Below are 16,927 nucleotides of genomic sequence, written 5' to 3' on the forward strand. Positions count from 1 at the left end.
AGTACATCGAGATGGAGTACAACAGCGACCGGCTCCACTCGTCCCTGGGGTACATCACCCCTCAGCAACATTTTTTAGCGGTTGCTGCTTAATCCGTGTCCGCTGCGACTTGACCAGAACACACAGGGGATCGTTGACAAGATGATTGACCAAGCGCTGGAAGGTGATTCACACGCTGCAAGTCTCATCCTCGCCCGCGTCATGCCAGCACTGCGGGCGCAGGCTGAAAAGGTGGAGTTTGACTTTGACGCTAAGGCTACCGCCACCGAGCAGGCAGAAGCTGTGTTGCAGGCAATAGCTGATGGTCTGGTGTCGCCCGATGTGGGCAAGCAGATCATTGAGGCAATCGGTTCGCTCAGTTCGATCCGTCAGATTGACGAACTGGAAGAAAGGCTTTCGGCCTTGGAGGGGAAAAACTCATGATGGACGTTACTTGGTCAACCGACGAGCTGCGCAATATTTGCGCCGACGAAACGCGCCCTATGGCAGTGCGGGCTGAGGCGGCAATGGCGCTGGGCGAGCGCATCAGGCACGCACTGCCACCGGAGCAGCGTACAGAGCTGGAGCAAGAAATGGCTCAGTTCCGCGCCTTTGAGCTGGTACAGGCTATCCACTAATGAGGAGGCTCACTGCTACCACACTGCGCCGACTGGCTGCACTGGAACAACAACGGTCGGCGCAAAAGCCGATGGCGGCATGGCCGCCCATCCTGCCGCTGGACGAATGGGAGCGTCTTGCCGTTGCGAGTCAGGAAAAGCTCGTAGCCGATACCCGCGAATATCTGCACGTCAGACCCGGTGACGTTGTAGTGGAAGGCGACCCGGACGATGTATCCCACAAGTACAAGGCCCACGCCCGGTTGCCGGGAATTGAAGTTCGGTCAGTCAGTCGATGATTATCACGATGGTGGCACCACTACCCGGAACCCGCTGGTCTGCTTTATAGATGCTCTCCCGGTGTGGGGGAGGCAGCAGGTCATAACACGCCCTGTCGAACCGGGTGCGTTTGTCCAGTTCCGTTGCAGGGATAGCAAAGCCAACGTCAATCTTGCAGCGAGCCACAGCGGGATAGCCTGATTTTCCTGGCTCACCGTATGCGGTGAGAATCGGGCCAGTATCAGAAATTCGCTCACTTCGGTCACCCTGCACCCATTCATCATTGATGCGCCGAGTTTCCGTCATCGCATCACGATGAAGTGGTTCAACTGTAGCGGACACACCGTTAAGCCTCGCAGTATCCCGGCCAAGCCTGGATGGACAACACCCCGGCCAGGCCTGGATAGGCAAATATCCCCGGGGGGGCAGAGAAAATCCCGACGATTTTCAGGGCAATTTTTGTCCCAGATCGTGGACACCCCGAACAAGAGCCGTCGATACTGCTAAGCTAGATTGTGGTTTTCTGCAGGGTCGGCATTGATCGCGTCTGCACGACACACACCCGCAGACGGGTTCAGGGGGAGAACAGGCCTGTCGGCCCGCACTCAAGCTGATGACAACCCACAAGGGAGCAAACATGAGCACTGCCTATCCGACTGTTGGTGTGGCCTCCGGGCTACCACGCTATTCCTATCTGCTGCGCCTGCTGCACTGGGTGATCGCCGTCCTGCTCATCATGGCCCTGATCGGCGGGATGACCCTGGGCACGCTGGGCTATGAACGTCTCGTGGAACTGGTCGGGGCAGAGATGGCCGGCTATGCCTACATGGGGCACAAGACCCTGGGCATCACGATTCTGGGCTTGATGGTCCTGCGCCTGCTGGTACGGGTCAGCCAGGGCACCCCCGACTATGCCATCGACCTGTCCCGCGCCCAGCATTTCCTTGCCGGCCTGGTACATTTCCTGCTGTACGTACTGGTCATTGCCATGCCCATCATCGGCTGGCTGGCCACCGCCGCCGCCGGGCATCCGGTGAATTTCGGCACCTATGAGCTGCCAGGCTTCATCGGCCAGGACCCCGAGCTGTCCAAAACCCTGTTCCAGGCCCATACCGTGGTGGCCCTGTGCATCATCGCGCTGATCGTGATTCATGTGGCGGCCGCCATTTATCACGCCCGCGTGCGCAGAGACTGGGTGACCACCCGTATCAGCCTGTTCAACTAACGCCGGACTCAAAACGCCACAAACAAAAAGGCCGGGCAGAATGTGCCCGGCCTTTTTGTTTGTGGGACCTATCCCCTGCCCTACAACGGGATCTGCGACAACTGAGGCTTTTCCACCCAGGGCATGGCCCCCTGGTTGAGGAACTCGATGACCAGCATGACCGCTTCGGCCACCTGATCGGCCAGCCCCTTGATGCCCAGTTCCACTTCCCGGCAACCATTCGATGAAGGCAGACTGGACACACGGATCCCCGGAAACCGCTCCAGCACCGCCTCCATCACCGGCACCAGCTCGCTTTCCGGGGTATTGCTCACCAGGATCAGACGCTCGATGACCGGAACCCGGGAAAACAGATGGTTGTAATGGGTGTCCAGCACCCACTCCACCATGGGCCAGGCCATGTTGGGGAATCCGGGAACACAGTGGTGGTGGCGCATGCTGAAACCCGGAATCTGATTCACCGGGTTGGGAATGAGTCTGCTCCCCACAGGCAGCTCCGCCATCCGGATCCGGTGGGGATAGGCCTGCTCGCCAAAACGAGCCTCCAGTATGGCCACGGCCTCGGGATGCGGGGCAAGCTCGACGCTGGCGGCCTGGGCAAAGCACTGCCGGGTGCGGTCATCGGGGGTTGCACCGATGCCGCCGAAGCTGAAGATCAGGGCCTGGGAATCCAGCGTCTGGCGCAGGCTCTCGGTCAGCAGGCCGGGATCATCTCCCACGAAACGGACAAAGGACAACTCCAGCCCGCGCCGGGCCAGTACCGAGATGAGAAAGTCCATGTGCTTGTCCCGACGCTTGCCGGACAGCAGTTCATCACCGATGATCAGGCCACCGATCTGCATTCCTGTCACATCCTCTGACGGTCACGCTTCAGTTCTTTGCGCCCATGGCCAGTGCCCGGGCACGAATCAGCTCACCCGCCTCCCGCTGCGCCTCGCGATCGTAGTTCTCGTCCGCCTCGGGCCAACCCTGCACATGACGGCAGATCAGGTCGGCCAGGGCGTCCGTATGATCCTGACGGGTGTTGAGGGAGGGAATATAGCTGAACCGCTCGCCACCTGCCTCAATGAAGGCCTCGCGGCTCTCGTCGGCGATCTCTTCCAGGGTCTCCAGGCAGTCGGCGGAAAAGCCGGGGCAGACCACATCCAGGGATTTCACGCCCTGCCCAGGCAGACCGACGATGGTCTCCAGGGTATAGGGCGTCAGCCACTGGGCCTTGCCGAAACGGGACTGAAAGGAAACCAGCCAGCGATCTTCCGGCAGCTCCAGACGCTCCGCCACCAGGCGGGCCGTGGTCTGGCAGTAGCAATGGTAGGGGTCACCCTGGTCCAGATAATCGAGGGGAATACCGTGGAAGGAGAACAGCAGGCGCTCACCCTGACCATGGGTCGCCCAGTGCTCGCGGATGCTGGCGGCCACGGCATCGATGTAGGCGTTGTCATCGTGATACCCCATGACGAACCGGGTCTCGGGTACCCAGCGCCATTCGCTCAGGGCACGGGTGACGGCATCAAAGGTGGAGCCGGTGGTGGAGGCGGCATACTGGGGATACAGAGGCAGCACCAGGATGCGCCGGGCACCGGCACGGCGCAGTTCCTCCAGACCGGCACGAATGGAAGGATTGCCGTAACGCATGGCCACCGCCACCTTGACCGGTCCGTAGAGCCGTTCGGCGATTCGCTGGCCCACCGCCTGCCCCTGGGCCTTGGTGATGGTGAGAAGCGGAGAACCGTCCTTGCCCCAGATACGGGCATACTTGGCCGCGCTCTGGCGCGGCCGGGTATTGAGAATCAGGCCGTTGAGCAGCAGCCACCACACGGGGCGCGGCACCTCCACCACACGGGAATCCCAGAGAAATTCCTTGAGATAGCGCCTCAACGCCTGCGGCGTGGGCGCATCGGGTGTCCCCAGATTGGTGATCAGCACTCCCAGACTGTGGAGACTCCCGTGTCGGTAATTCGGCTCGCCAATATAGGTCATGGCTTGTTCTGCTTTATGGTTTGACGACAACCCTCGGGCGGCGTGATCGGCCGCTGAAGCGACGGAATCACCCTCTCCCCGCAGTGCGGGGCCGCGAAGGCCGAGTGTACTCCTCCCTACTTCAAGAGCCATCTGGACCCTTCCCCCCAGGACATGAGGCGCGACTGTAAACCGGCCGGCAAGGATGCACCAGCGCCGGGGTACGGCCCCGCGGACGGACAGCCTGCCCCCTCAAGGCAGGCCGAAGGAAACCAGTTCCCGGACAGGGTCACGCCGCCGATGATGCCTGGCAAGTGGCGCACTACTGCCGCAGACGCAGCCGCAGGGGACTGGTTCTTGGAAAATGAGCCTGCAGAAACTCCATCTGGTCCGCCAGCACACGGCGCCCCTGAAGATAGATGTATTCCGCATGGGTCGGGATGAACGGCACCGCCAGCAACTGCATGCCGGCCTGCTCGGGCGTGCGGCCGGCCTTGTGGTTGTTGCAGCGTTTGCAGGCGGTCACCACGTTGCACCATAGATCTTGCCCCCCCTGGCTGATGGGGGTGACATGGTCCCGCGACAGGTCGCGGTGCTGGAAGTGATTGCCGCAGTAAAGACATAAGTGAGCATCACGCTTGAACAAGGCCGCATTGTTGAGTGGCGGTGAATAGGCCTGACTGACGGCCTTGTTGGTGCCGTGGGTGGCAATGATGGAGTTCACCTCCACCAGACTGCGCCGGCCGGTCCGGGCGTTGATGCCGCCGCGAATCCGGTACAACAGGGAGCCACAGGTGTAGGCCACCTGCCCAGCGTGGTAGAGCCGCACCGCATGCTGATAATCGATCCATTCCATCGGCATGCCCGATGCGTCAGTTCGCAGTACCTGCTGACTGAACTCGTACACCTCTGCACCCTCGGGAGGTTATACCGGCACCGCCCGACTCTGCCGTAATCGGACCCAGAAAGCAATTATCAAGCCGTTGATTCGTTGACCTGCGTCCCCTTGTTCGGCAGGGCTTGCCACGATTTTTCGTACCCGCACACCAACTCGATCGACTTTTGATGTTCAAAGCCCGGAAAAATTCCGCTACCATGCCCTGTTTTTGGGCATACCCCCCCTGGGGATAGCGCCCAACTGGTTCGCATCCACCCCAACAACCGTTGCAGTCCTCATCGTCAGGATCGGTCGTCATCCGGCCATTACCCCTGCACGGGCAGACGGAGTCAAGCCATGCCGATCAAGATAGCCGTACCCAAAGAGACCGCCCAGGGCGAGCGGCGCGTCGCACTGGACCCCACGGTCGCCGCGCGCTTCACCAAGCTGGGCCTTGAAGTGATGATCCAGAAGGGTGCCGGGCAAAATGCCCAGTTCCCCGATGACGCCTACGCGGACACCCGCGTGGTGGACGATGCCAAGGCCCTGATGTCCGAAGCCGACATCGTGGTCAAGGTGGCCCCGCCCACCCAGGAAGAAGTGAACATGATGAAGGATGGAGCCACCCTCATCGGCTTCTTCCATGCCCACAAGAACACGGATGTGGTCAAGGCGCTGCAGAAGAAGAAGATCACCAGCTTCGCCATGGAGCTGATCCCCCGCATCTCCCGTGCCCAGAGCATGGATGCCCTGTCCTCCCAGGCCGCCGTGGCCGGATACAAGGCCGCCATCATGGGTTCGGACCTGTCCTGCCGCTTCTTCCCCATGCTCACCACCGCGGCCGGCACCATCCGTCCGTCCAAGGTGCTGGTGATCGGTGCCGGCGTGGCCGGCCTGCAGGCCATCGCCACCGCCCGCCGCCTGGGCGCCATCGTCGAGGCCTATGACGTGCGCTCCGCCACCAAGGAGCAGGTGGAATCCCTGGGCGCCAAGTTCCTGGACCTGGGCGTGAAGGCGGAAGGCGAAGGCGGCTATGCCCGCGAACTGACCGACGAGGAAAAGGCAAAACAGCAGGAAGCCCTGGCCAGGTTCATCAGCCAGTGCGACGTGCTGATCACCACCGCCGCCATCCCCGGCCGCCCCTCCCCCATGCTGATTCCCCAGAAGATGGTGGACGGCATGAAGCCCGGCGCGGTCATCATCGACCTGGCCGCCGAAGGCGGCGGAAACTGCGAGCTGACCAAGCCCGGCAAGACCGTCACCAAGGGCAACGTGACCATTCACGGCCCCCTGAACGTACCCAGCCAGGTGCCGCTGCACGCCAGCGAAATGTACGCCAAGAACCTGCTCAACTTCCTGTCTCCCATGCTCGCCGACGGCCAGCTGAACCTGGACTGGAACGACGAGATCATCGCCAAGAGCTGTCTGACCCACGACGGTGAGATCAAGCACGACGCAACCCGCAGCCTTGTGGAAGGAGATCAAAAGTGATCGAGGGTTTTGTTGCACTCTATATCTTCATGCTCGCCGCCTTCACCGGCTACGAGGTCATTTCCAAGGTGCCGGTGATCCTGCACACGCCGCTGATGTCCGGCTCCAACTTCGTCCACGGCATCGTGCTGGTGGGTACCATGGTGGCCCTGGGCCACGCAGAAACCACGGCCCAGATGTGGGTGGGCTTCATCGCCGTGATCCTGGCCGCCGGTAACGCCGTGGGTGGTTACGTGGTGACCGAGCGCATGCTCGAGATGTTCAAGTCCAGCAAGGGGGCCAAGTAAATGGGTTTCATCATCAACGTAGCCTACTTTGCGGCGGCGGTGCTGTTCATCGTCGGCCTCAAGCAGATGGCCTCGCCGGTCACCGCCCGTCGCGGGATCATCTGGGCCGGCTGGGGCATGGTCATCGCCACGGTGGTCACCTTCCTGCACCCTGAAGTCCGCGGCTTCATCAACTACCTGCTGATCATCCTGGGCATCGGTATCGGTGGCGGTCTGGCCTGGTACACCGGCAAGCGCGTCGCCATGACGGACATGCCACAGATGATCGCCCTGTACAACGGCATGGGCGGCGGCGCGGCCGCCGGTATCGGCATCGTGGCCCTGATGGGTTCCTACGAGCTGAGCTGGACCATCCAGTTCATCGCCGTGGTGGGTGTGATCATCGGCGCCGTGGCCTTCTCCGGCTCCCTGATCGCCTTTGCCAAGCTGCAGGGCCTGATCACCAAGTCCCTGCGCTTTGACATGCAGCAGAAGATCAACCTGGGCGTGCTTGGTGCCACCGTGCTGCTGGGTATCATCATCAGCTTCAGCGGTGCCCAGGTGAACGGCGCCCTGCTGACCGTGTTCCTGCTGCTGGCCCTGGCCTTCGGCATCCTCATGACCCTGCCCATCGGCGGCGCGGACATGCCGGTGGTGATCTCCCTGTACAACGCCCTCACCGGTCTGGCCGTGGGCCTGAAGGGTCTGGTGCTGGACAATGCCGCGCTGATGATCGCCGGTATCGTGGTGGGTGCCGCCGGTACCCTGCTGACCCAGCTGATGGCCAAGGCCATGAACCGTCCCATCTCCAACGTGCTGTTCAGCCACTTCGGCGAGAGCAGCGGTGGTGACCAGTCCGAAGTGACCGGCACCATGAAGGAGATCGAGGCCTCCGACGCCGGCGTGATGATGGCATTTGCCGACAAGGTGATCATCGTCCCCGGTTACGGCATGGCCGTGGCCCAGGCCCAGCACAAGATCTGGGAACTGACCCAGCTGCTGCAGGAGCGGGGCGTGACGGTGAAGTTCGCCATTCACCCGGTGGCGGGCCGCATGCCCGGTCACATGAACGTGCTGCTGGCCGAGGCCGGCGTGCCCTACGACATCATCTACGACCTGGATGAGATCAACAGCGAGTTCAAGACCGCCGACGTGGCCATCGTCATCGGTGCCAACGACGTGGTGAACCCGGTGGCCCGCTCCAACCCGGAAAGCCCGATCTACGGCATGCCGATCCTGAACGCCGACCAGGCCAAGAATGTCATCGTCATCAAGCGTGGCAAGGGTGCCGGCTTCTCCGGCGTGGAAAACCACCTGTTCTTCGCCGACAACACCCGCATGCTGTACGGCGATGGCCAGAAGGCCGCCAGCGCGCTGATCTCCAGCATCAAGGAAATCGGTTAATCCCGATCCCGCGACGGAAAGTGACAAGGCCCGGCGTCATCGCCGGGCTTTTTTCGTTTTACCCCCCTCACCCCACCCATTCTCCCGCCAGGGGAGAGGGGCTTTATCACCGGGCGGATGTGGCATCATTTGCCACCATGCCTCAGTCCTCCGCGCCCACCATCCTCCGTGTCGCCGTCCCCACCCCCGTGCACGGGTATTTCGACTACCTGCCCGCCCCGGATGAGGCCGACATACCCGCCATCGGTGCCCGTGTGCGGGTGCCCTTCGGACGGCGTCAGGTGGTGGGCGTGGTCATCGGCCACGGTGATGCATCCAGTGTGCCGAGCCACCGGCTACGGCCCATCGGAGCCACCCTGGATACCGCGCCGCTGCTGAACACGCCCCTGCTGAACCTGCTGACCTGGGCCGCCGACTACTATCAGCATCCCCTGGGCGAGGTGGTGGCCGCCGCCCTGCCCGTGACCCTGCGCCAGGGCAAACCGGCCGAGGCCCGGGGCATCGAGTATTGCACCCTGACCGAGGCAGGCCGCCGCACCGACCCGGCCACCCTCACCCGCGCCCCCCGCCAGGCCGCCCTGCTGTGCCTGTTGCGGGACGCGAAGGAAGACCTGGCCCTGGAACGACTCAGGGAGCAACAGGACACCGATCCCCGCCAGTCCCTCAAGGCACTGGTGGACAAGGGACTGGTACGGATATACGCCCGCCCCTGCCTGACCCCGGCGGATACGCCCCCGGCTCCGCCCCCCGAACTCAACGCCGCCCAGCAACAGGCGGTGGACGCCATCGCGGCGACCCTGGGCGGATTCACCTGTCATCTGCTGGAAGGCGTCACCGGCAGCGGCAAGACCGAGGTCTATCTGCAGCTGATCCGGCAGGTGCTGGCAAGCGGACGTCAATGCCTGGTACTGGTGCCGGAGATCGCCCTCACCCCCCAGTTGCTGGGCCGCTTCCGGGCGCGCCTGGATACCCCCATTGCCGTGCTCCACTCCGGCCTCGGCGACGGCGAGCGTCACTGCGCCTGGCTCTGTGCCCGCGGCGGCGAGGCCGGTGTGGTCATCGGCACCCGTTCGGCGGTCTTCGCGCCCTGGGCTCGGCCGGGCCTGATCATCGTCGATGAGGAGCATGATCCTTCCCTGAAGCAGCAGGACGGCTTCCGCTATCACGCCCGGGATCTGGCGGTGATGCGCGCCCACCGGGAACAGGTGCCGGTGGTGCTGGGGTCGGCCACCCCGGCCCTGGAGAGCCTGGCCAACGTGGAGCGGGGGCAGTACCGGCACCTGTCCCTGCCGGGCCGGGCCGGCGGAGCTTCGGCGCCGCGCCTTAAGTTGCTGGACGTGCGCAGCCAGTTCATGGATGAAGGACTGTCCGTCCCCCTGCTGGACCGCATGCAGCAACACCTGGAGGACGACGGTCAGGTCCTGCTGTTCCTTAACCGGCGCGGCTATGCCCCGGCCCTGATCTGCCATGAATGCGGCTGGGTGGCCGACTGTCACCGCTGCGACGCCCGCATGACCTGGCATGCGGGTGTCCGCCGCCTGCGCTGCCACCACTGCGGCCATGAAAGCGGCGTGCCCGATCAGTGTCCGGACTGCGGCCGCCCCCTGGCCGGCCGGGGCCAGGGCACCGAGCGGGTGGAACAGGCCCTGCGACGGCACTTCCCCGCCTGGCCGGTGGTGCGCATCGACCGGGACAGCACCCGACGCAAGGGCGCCCTGGCATCCGCCCTGGAAGGGGTGCGCAGCGGCCGGCACCGGATCCTGGTGGGGACACAGATGCTGGCCAAGGGCCATGACTTTCCCAACGTGACCCTGGCGGCCATCCTGGAGGCGGATCAAGGGCTGTTCAGCGCCGATTTCCGGGCGGTGGAGCGGCTGGCCCAGACCATCGTGCAGGTGGCCGGGCGGGCCGGGCGCGGCACCCGCCCCGGAGAAGTGCTGATCCAGACCCATCACCCGGAGCATCCCCTGCTGCTGACCCTGCTGGGCGCCGGCTACGGGGCCTTTGCCCGGGCAGCGCTGGCAGAGCGCCGGGAGGCCCGCCTGCCCCCCTACGCGGCACTGGCGCTGCTCAGGGCGGAGGCCACGGCGGCCGAGGCGCCCCGGCTGTTTCTGGAAGGCGCCCGTCACGCCCTGGAGTCGGACACCCCCCGGGGGGTGCAGGCCTGGGGACCGGCCCCTGCCCCCATGGAACGCAAGGCGGGACGGTATCGGGCCCATCTGCTGCTGCAGGCAGGGCGGCGGCAGGACCTGCAAAAGGCCCTGGCGGTCTGGCTCCCCGGTCTTCCCCGGCTACCCGGGGCCAGAAAGGTCAGGTGGTCCGTGGACGTGGACCCGGTGGATCTGCAGTAAACCGCGGGCATTCCACGCCGCCACGGCCCGTTTTCCGGGCTCCCCATCCCGGCAAGGGTATTCACCCCCCTTGCCATTCCCGATAGAATCTGCCCTCGTTGAGATATTCCCCGCCGTTTGCTCTTCTTCGGATACCGAAACCTTGAAACCTCAATTACAGGCCCTGCTCGAACAATCCCTCCACACCCTCACCGGCAACGGCACCCTGCCCGCCGACCGGTCGGTGGAGGTTCAATTGACGCGCACCCGGGACAAGGCCCACGGTGATTTCGCCACCAACCTGGCCCTGCAACTGGCCAAGCCCCTGGGCCGCAAACCCCGGGACGTGGCGCAGCTGATCATCGACCATCTGCCCGAATCGGACATCCTGGACAAGGTGGAGATCGCCGGCCCCGGCTTCATCAACCTGTTCATCAGCCGTAATGCCCGTCTGGCGGTGATCACCCAGGTGCTGGAAGCCGGAGAAGCCTACGGCCGCAGCCGTCTGGGCGCCGGCAAGAAGGTGCAGGTGGAATTCGTCTCCGCCAATCCCACCGGCCCCCTGCACGTGGGTCATGGTCGCGGCGCCGCCTACGGCGCGGCGGTGGCGGACCTGCTGGAGTCGGTGGGCTTCGATGTGCACCGGGAATACTACGTCAACGACGCCGGCCGACAGATGGACATCCTGGGCACCAGCGTCTGGCTGCGCTACCTGGAACGCTGCGGGGTGAAGCTCCACTTCCCCACCAACGCCTACCGGGGCGAATACGTGCGGGACATCGCCGACACCCTGTTCCAGGAACACGGCCAGGACTACGCCGTCACCACCGAGGCCCTGATGGACGACCTGCCGCCGGACGAGCCGGACGGCGGCGACAAGGAGGAATACATCGACGCGGTCATCCAGCGGGCCAAGGCACTGCTGGGCGACAACCGCTACCGTTACGTATTCGAACTGGGCCTCAATGTCATCCTGGATGACATCCGTGACGACCTGGCGGAATTCGGCGTCACCTACGAGACCTGGTACTCGGAACGCTCCCTCACCGACAAGGGGTCCGTCAACAAGGCCCTGGAACAGTTGCGGGACAAGGGCGCCCTGTATGAAAAGGACGGCGCCCTGTGGTTCCGTTCCACCGAATACGGCGACGAGAAGGATCGCGTGGTCCAGCGGGACAACGGCCAGACCACCTACTTTGCCTCCGACATCGCCTACCACATGGACAAGTTCGACCGGGGCTATGACCGGGTGATCGATGTCTGGGGCGCCGATCACCACGGCTATGTGCCCCGGGTGAAGGCGGCACTCCATGCCATGGGCCGGGACGATGCCCGTCTGGACGTGCTGCTGGTGCAGTTCGCCATCCTCTACCGGGGCGGTGAGCGGGTGCAGATGTCCACCCGCTCCGGCAGCTTCGTCACCCTGCGGGAACTGCGCGAGGAAGTGGGCAACGACGCCGCCCGGTTCTTCTACGTCATGCGCCGCTGCGAACAGCACCTGGACTTCGACCTGGATCTGGCCAAGTCCCAGTCCGCCGACAACCCGGTCTACTACATCCAGTATGCCCATGCCCGGGTGTGCAGCGTGCTGCGACAGATGCAGGCCAAGGGTCTGAGCCATGATCCGGCCAACGGCCACGCCCACCTGGCCCGGCTGACGGAGGATCATGAATCCGCCCTGCTCGGCAGCCTGGCCCACTTCCCCGAACTGGTGGAGACGGCGGCCCTGGCGGAAGAACCCCATCAGGTGGCCAACTACCTGCGGGATCTGGCCAATGACTTCCACACCTACTACAACGCCCACCAGTTCCTGGTGGACGATGCCGACCTGCGGGATGCCCGCCTCAACCTGATCCTGGCCGTACGCCAGGTACTGGCCAACGGTCTCACGCTGTTGGGCGTCTCCGCGCCCGAGGAGATGTAATGGCCCGCAACTCACGGCGCCAGGCCAGCCGCCGCCGTCAGGCGGAAGAGAGGCCACCGCTGCCCGGCTGGATCTGGGGCGTGGCCGGTCTGGCGGTGGGTCTGTTCGCCGCCGCGGTGGTCTATCTGCAGACCCAGCGCGACGCACCGACCACCACCACGACGGTGGCGGCGCCCCAGATCCAGCAACAACCGGCCCAACAGCCCGCCCGTCCGGCACAGGCCCCCGCCCAGAAGCCGGCGGAGGACGTGCCCCGGCCCCGGTTTGATTTCTACACCCTGCTGCCGGAACTGGAAGTGGTGGTCCCGGAACCCCAGGTCCAGCCCCGTACCGCCCCCGGCGGTCCACCGCCGCCGCCGTCCCCGGTCCAGCAGCCCGGCCGTTATCTGTTGCAGGCCGGTTCATTCAGGGCCCATCAGGAAGCGGATCGCCTGCGTGCCAGCCTTGCCCTGATGGGGGTGGAGGCCCGCATCCAGCAAGTCAACGTAAACGGCGATACCTGGCATCGGGTGCAGGTGGGGCCGTTCACGGACCTGGACAACCTGAACCGGATGCGTGAACGGCTGCACGCCAACCAGGTCCAGACCATCATGGTGCGGGTGCCTGACGCCTGACGGCGTCAGTGCTCCATGTCCCACACGCGTCCATGCCTCACCCGGAACCCGATCAGCTCGCCGCACGCATCCCCCTTTGCCTGGCACGGGACCATGACGCCCTTCGCAAGGAGCTGGACCGCGCCCGCCGCCGGCTCCGGGCCGGCAAACCCGCCGACCGCCTCCTGGAACGCCTGAACGACCGGATCGAAGCCTCGGTTCTGGCCCGTGAACAACGCCGCCAGACCCTGCCCTCGCCGGAATTCCCCGACGATCTGCCCGTCAGCGCCCACCGGGAGGAGATCGCTCGCCTGATCCAGGCCCATCAGGTGGTGGTGATCTGCGGCGAGACCGGCTCGGGCAAGACCACCCAGCTGCCCAAGATCTGCCTGTCCCTGGGCCGGGGGGCCGACGGCCTCATCGGCCACACCCAGCCCCGGCGCATCGCCGCCCGCTCGGTGGCCAACCGCATCGCCGAGGAGCTGAAAAGCCCCCTGGGCGAACAGGTGGGTTTCAAGGTGCGCTTCTCCGATCATGCCGGCCCCCGCACCCTGGTCAAGCTCATGACCGACGGCATCCTGCTGGCGGAACTGCGCTCGGACCCGCTGCTGAGCGCCTACGACACCCTCATCATCGACGAGGCCCACGAGCGCAGCCTCAACATCGACTTCCTGCTGGGCTATCTCAAGCGCCTGCTGCCCCGGCGGCCGGACCTCAAGCTCATCATCACCTCCGCCACCCTGGACCCGGAACGCATCGCCCGCCACTTCGCCGATGCCCCCGTCTACGAAGTCCCCGGCCGCACCTACCCGGTGGAGATCCGCTACCGCCCGGTCACCGGCGAGGATGACGCCGACACCGAGCGGGATCTGAACGAGGCCCTGCTGGCGGCGGTGGATGAACTGGCCCAGGCCGGTCCCGGCGACATTCTGGTGTTCCTGCCCGGAGAGCGGGAGATCCGCGAAGCCGCCGAGGCCCTGCGCAAGCACCATCCCCGGCATACGGAGATCCTGCCCCTCTACGCCCGGCTGTCGGCGGCGGAACAGAACCAGGTCTTTGCCCCCCACACCGGCCGGCGGGTGGTACTGGCCACCAACGTGGCCGAAACCGCCCTCACCGTGCCGGGCATCCGCTATGTGATCGATTCGGGGCTGGTGCGCATCGCCCGCTATGCCTGGCGCTCCCGCATTCAGCGCCTGTCCCTGGAGCCGGTCTCCCAGGCCTCCGCCAACCAGCGGGCGGGGCGCTGCGGGCGCCTGGGGCCGGGGATCTGCATCCGCCTCTACGGCGAGGAGGACTTCCAGCTTCGCCCGGCGTACACCGACCCGGAAATCCTGCGCTCCAACCTGGCCTCGGTGATCCTGCAGATGGCCCACCTGAACCTGGGCGATCCGGAGGATTTTCCCTTCGTGGAGCCGCCGGACTCCCGTCTGATCCGGGACGGCTTCAAGCTGCTGCAGACCCTGCGGGCGGTGGACGATGCCCACGGCATCACCGCCACGGGCCGGCAACTGGCCCGGCTGCCGGTGGACCCGACCCTGGGGGCCATGCTGCTGGCGGCGGCCCGGGAACAGGCCCTGGCGGAAGTGACCCTGATCGTGGCCTTTCTGGCGCTCCAGGACCCGCGGGAACGCCCCGCCGAGAAACGTCAGGCCGCCGACGAGGCCCACGCCCGGTTCCGGGAACCGGGTTCGGACTTCCTGGGTTACCTGAAGCTGTGGGCCGCCTGGCGGGAACAGTCCCGCCATCTGTCCAAGGCCAAGCTGCGGGCCTGGTGCCGGGAGCATTTCCTGTCCTTCATCCGCATGCGGGAATGGCAGGACCTGCACGGCCAGTTGCGCCAGAGTCTGCGGGAGATGGACCTGAAGGAGAACCAGGAACCGGCCGATCCGGCGGCCATCCACCGGGCCCTGCTCACCGGGCTGGTGACCCAGGTCGGGGTGAAGACGGAAAAGCACGACTATCTGGGCGCCCGCAACCGGCGCTTTCACCTCCATCCGTCTTCCGGGCTGTTCAAGGGCGCCCCGGCCTGGGTCATGGCCGCCGAGATCGCCGAGACCTCCCGGGTCTATGCCCGGGAATGCGCCGCCATCCGTCCGGAGTGGCTGGAAACGGTGGCGGGTCATCTGCTCAAGCACCACTACCATGAACCCCATTTCGAACCCCGCCAGGGCACCGTGGCGGCCTGGGACCGGGTGACCCTGTTCGGGCTGATCGTCAATCCACGGCGCAAGGTGAACTATGGCCGGGTGGACCCGGCGGATGCCCGCCGGGTGTTCATCCGCGAGGGTCTGGTGGCGGGTCGGCTGCGCAGCCGTGCCCCTGCCCTGGCCCACAACCAGGCCCTGATCCGGGAGATCGAGGACCTGGAAGCCCGCGGACGGCGCCGTGACCTGCTGGCGGACGAGCAGGTACTCTACGATTTTTACGATGGCCGTCTGCCTGCCACAGTCCATGACGGCGCCGGCTTTGAACGCTGGCGCAAGCAGGCAGAGCGGGATGATCCCTCGTTGCTGCGTCTGGACCGGGACACCCTGCTGCAGCGCGAGGCCCCGGACCTGGGCGGGGAGCGCTTCCCGGACCTGCTGGAGAGCGGTGGCCTGAGGCTGCCCCTGAGTTACCGTTTCGAACCGGGCCACGAGGCGGACGGCGTCACCCTCACCCTGCCCCTGGCGGCCCTCAATGCCCTGGACCCTGATCGGGGAGACTGGCTGGTGCCGGGTCTGCTGGAGGAAAAGCTCGCCGCCCTGATCAAGACCCTGCCCAAATCCCTGCGCCGCCATTTCGTGCCGGCCCCGGAGTTCGCCCGGGCGGCCCTGGCCCGGCTGGGAGAACCCGAGGGCGGGCTGATCCCGGCCCTGACCCGGGCCTTGCGCCAGATCACCGGCACCGACGTCCCCCTGGACCAATGGCAGCCGGAGCGCCTGGAACCCCATCTGCAACTGCGCTACCAGGTGGTGGACGCCCAGGGCAAGACCCTGGTGACCGGCCGGGACCCGCAGGCCCTCAAGGACAGCCTGTCCGGACGGGCGGTGGAGAGCTTCGAGGCCCACCGGCCCGAGGACATGGAGCGGGAAGGCCTTACCGACTGGGATTTCGGCCCCCTGACGGAATACGTGGAATTCCGTCAGCACGGCGCCACCCTGCGGGGCTATCCGGCCCTGGAGGACCGGGGCGACAGCGTGGCCCTGATCCTGGCGGACAGTCCGGCCCGGGCCGGACAGATTCATCGTGCCGGCCTGCGACGCTTGTTCATGCTGGGGGCGAGGGAGCCGGTGAAGTACCTGTACCGGAACCTGCCGGACATTCAGCGCCTGTGCCTGCAGTACAACCCCGTGGATCGCTGCGAAGTCCTCAAGGATGACCTGGTGTTTGCGGCGGTGGAGCGGGTATTCATGGCCGATCCCTGGCCCGTGGACGCGGAAGGGTTTCGGCAGCGCCTGGAGGCGGGTCGGGGCGAACTGGTGGACGCAACCAATGCCCTGTGCGCCCTGGCGGGGGAGATCCTGACCGCCTACCAGCGCGTCCGCGCCCGCCTCAAGGGCGCCCTGCCCCTGTCCTGGGTGGAGGCGGCGGGAGACATCCGGGACCAGCTGGAACACCTGATCCATCCCCACTGCCTGCTGGAAACGCCGCCGGACCGGCTGGCCCAGTATCCCCGTTATCTGACGGCCATCGAGCGGCGCATGGAACGGCTGGACCATGCGCCGGACAAGGACCGGCGCGCCCGGGTGGACGTGGAACCCCTGTGGGAGGACTGCAAGGCCCGCCAGGCGGCCGGACGCACCGGCGGCGAGTGGTCGCGCTACCGCTGGCTGATCGAGGAGCTGCGGGTGTCCCTGTTCGCCCAGGAACTGGGGACGGTGGAGAAGGTGTCGGTGAAGCGGCTGGAGGACCTGCGCAAGAGCCTGGATCGGGCGTAAAGGACGGCGGAGAGCGCAGAACGAAAGGCGGGTGACCGGGTCAATGGGTATATCACCCGA

14 protein-coding genes are annotated in these 16,927 nt (G+C 65.5%); 11 read left to right on the top strand and 3 right to left on the bottom strand.

Features of this window, described 5'->3' with window-relative positions; translation table 11 throughout:
• Positions 1-141 precede the first annotated feature (141 nt).
• The 4 genes from CKO35_RS01320 to CKO35_RS01335 all read left to right on the top strand — a co-directional run bounded on the left by CKO35_RS01320 (position 142) and on the right by CKO35_RS01335 (position 2,100).
• On the top strand, positions 142-423 hold the full coding sequence (locus CKO35_RS01320; RefSeq protein WP_200171788.1) for a hypothetical protein: 282 nt from the start codon (positions 142-144) through the stop codon (positions 421-423).
• Positions 420-617: a hypothetical protein gene (locus CKO35_RS01325; protein ID WP_200171790.1), complete on the top strand. Its 198-nt coding sequence runs from the start codon at positions 420-422 to the stop codon at positions 615-617. The genes CKO35_RS01320 and CKO35_RS01325 overlap by 4 nt, the downstream gene beginning before the upstream one ends.
• Positions 617-895, top strand: a complete 279-nt coding sequence (locus CKO35_RS01330; RefSeq protein ID WP_200171791.1) for a hypothetical protein — start codon at positions 617-619, stop codon at positions 893-895. The genes CKO35_RS01325 and CKO35_RS01330 overlap by 1 nt, the downstream gene beginning before the upstream one ends.
• 617 nt (positions 896-1,512) lie before the next feature.
• Complete coding sequence (locus CKO35_RS01335) at positions 1,513-2,100, top strand: cytochrome b (RefSeq protein ID WP_200171793.1); 588 nt, start codon at positions 1,513-1,515, stop codon at positions 2,098-2,100.
• Positions 2,101-2,180: 80 nt separating this feature from the next.
• Here CKO35_RS01335 and CKO35_RS01340 read toward each other — a convergent pair whose 3' ends face one another.
• From CKO35_RS01340 to CKO35_RS01350, 3 genes are all read right to left on the bottom strand, one after another.
• Complete coding sequence (locus tag CKO35_RS01340) at positions 2,181-2,942, bottom strand: competence/damage-inducible protein A (protein ID WP_200171795.1); 762 nt, start codon at positions 2,940-2,942, stop codon at positions 2,181-2,183.
• A gap of 28 nt (positions 2,943-2,970) precedes the next feature.
• A complete protein-coding gene (gene hemH, locus CKO35_RS01345; protein WP_200171797.1) occupies positions 2,971-4,080 on the bottom strand; it encodes a ferrochelatase in 1,110 nt (369 codons plus the stop codon).
• A 301-nt stretch (positions 4,081-4,381) separates the two neighbouring features.
• The gene (locus CKO35_RS01350) at positions 4,382-4,921 is read right to left on the bottom strand and encodes an HNH endonuclease (RefSeq protein ID WP_200172176.1); all 540 of its coding nucleotides are present in this window, start codon (positions 4,919-4,921) and stop codon (positions 4,382-4,384) included.
• A gap of 372 nt (positions 4,922-5,293) precedes the next feature.
• Between CKO35_RS01350 and CKO35_RS01355 the strand changes: the two genes are divergently transcribed.
• The 7 genes from CKO35_RS01355 (at position 5,294) to hrpA (ending at position 16,867) form a co-directional block, all read left to right on the top strand.
• A complete protein-coding gene (locus CKO35_RS01355) occupies positions 5,294-6,427 on the top strand; it encodes a Re/Si-specific NAD(P)(+) transhydrogenase subunit alpha (RefSeq protein ID WP_200171799.1) in 1,134 nt (377 codons plus the stop codon).
• Positions 6,428-6,456: 29 nt separating this feature from the next.
• Positions 6,457-6,714 (top strand): NAD(P) transhydrogenase subunit alpha part 2, encoded by a 258-nt coding sequence (locus CKO35_RS01360; protein ID WP_200172178.1) that lies wholly within the window; start codon positions 6,457-6,459, stop codon positions 6,712-6,714.
• Positions 6,715-8,097: an NAD(P)(+) transhydrogenase (Re/Si-specific) subunit beta gene (locus tag CKO35_RS01365; RefSeq protein WP_200171803.1), complete on the top strand. Its 1,383-nt coding sequence runs from the start codon at positions 6,715-6,717 to the stop codon at positions 8,095-8,097.
• Positions 8,098-8,234: 137 nt separating this feature from the next.
• Positions 8,235-10,448, top strand: a complete 2,214-nt coding sequence (locus CKO35_RS01370; protein ID WP_200171805.1) for a primosomal protein N' — start codon at positions 8,235-8,237, stop codon at positions 10,446-10,448.
• A 142-nt stretch (positions 10,449-10,590) separates the two neighbouring features.
• Positions 10,591-12,351, top strand: coding sequence for an arginine--tRNA ligase (gene argS, locus CKO35_RS01375; protein ID WP_200171807.1), 1,761 nt, complete (start codon positions 10,591-10,593; stop codon positions 12,349-12,351).
• Positions 12,351-12,965, top strand: a complete 615-nt coding sequence (locus tag CKO35_RS01380; protein WP_200171809.1) for an SPOR domain-containing protein — start codon at positions 12,351-12,353, stop codon at positions 12,963-12,965. The genes argS and CKO35_RS01380 overlap by 1 nt, the downstream gene beginning before the upstream one ends.
• Positions 12,966-12,997: 32 nt before the next feature.
• Complete coding sequence (hrpA, locus tag CKO35_RS01385) at positions 12,998-16,867, top strand: ATP-dependent RNA helicase HrpA (protein ID WP_200171811.1); 3,870 nt, start codon at positions 12,998-13,000, stop codon at positions 16,865-16,867.
• The last annotated feature ends 60 nt before the right edge of the window (positions 16,868-16,927 follow it).

The organism is Ectothiorhodospira shaposhnikovii (assembly GCF_016584105.1).
Taxonomy (GTDB): domain Bacteria; phylum Pseudomonadota; class Gammaproteobacteria; order Ectothiorhodospirales; family Ectothiorhodospiraceae; genus Ectothiorhodospira; species Ectothiorhodospira shaposhnikovii.